The sequence below is a fragment of the Mesorhizobium sp. M1E.F.Ca.ET.041.01.1.1 genome (assembly GCF_003997355.1).
Classification (GTDB): domain Bacteria; phylum Pseudomonadota; class Alphaproteobacteria; order Rhizobiales; family Rhizobiaceae; genus Mesorhizobium.
On sequence record NZ_RZSL01001153.1, the window covers coordinates 1 to 742 of the forward strand.

2 protein-coding genes are annotated in these 742 nt (G+C 61.6%); both read left to right on the forward strand.

The features are described from left to right. The first annotated feature begins 17 nt into the window (after positions 1-17). Positions 18-503, forward strand: coding sequence for a DUF559 domain-containing protein (locus EOA38_RS38055; RefSeq protein WP_127301634.1), 486 nt, complete (start codon positions 18-20; stop codon positions 501-503). Beyond that, the coding region (locus EOA38_RS38060) for an FAD-dependent oxidoreductase (RefSeq protein ID WP_145966357.1) at positions 500-742 on the forward strand (243 nt) is incomplete at its 3' end. The genes EOA38_RS38055 and EOA38_RS38060, both read left to right, overlap by 4 nt.

The following is a 742-nucleotide window of genomic DNA, read 5'->3' on the forward strand; positions in this document are numbered from 1 at the left end:
CTCCGGAGGGGGGAGAGGTGGCGCCGCGAAGCGGCGACGGAGTGGGGGAAGCCGCTGATCAAACCCGCAGTCGGCGAAAACCCGGGACAACCCTGCGGGCACGAAAGCTCAGACAGGCAGGCAATCAGGCCGAAGCATTGCTTTGGCTCGAACTGAAGAGTCGCAAGCTCGGCGGCTACCGCTTCACGCGCCAGTTTTCCATCGGCCCCTATTTCGCCGACTTCGCTTGCCGCGAGAAATGGCTTGTCGTTGAAGTCGATGGGCACCAACACGCCGACAGTTCATACGACCGCCGCCGTGACGACTTCATGCGCGCGCAAGGCTATTCAATCCTGCGTCTTTGGAGCCATGACGTCCTGAAACATCGTGCTTCCGTCTGTGAAACCGTCCTCGCCGCGCTTGACGGCAGGCTGGCCGAAGACATCGCCGTGTCCGACCTCCGCTTTGTTTTCACACCCCCCTCACTCGATTCAGTCTCTGCAAAAACGGACCTATCTTCATGAAATCCCACGTAAAAGCGGTTGTCATTGGTGGCGGCGTCGTCGGCTGCTCGGTGCTCTACCACCTCGCCAAGGCCGGCTGGACCGACATCATGCTGATCGAGCGTTCGGAGCTGACCTCCGGCTCGTCCTGGCACGCGGCGGGCGGCTTCCATACGCTGAACGGCGACCCGAACGTCGCCAAGCTGCAGGCCTATACGGTCCAGCTCTACAAGGAGATCGAGGAGCTTTCCGGCCAGTCC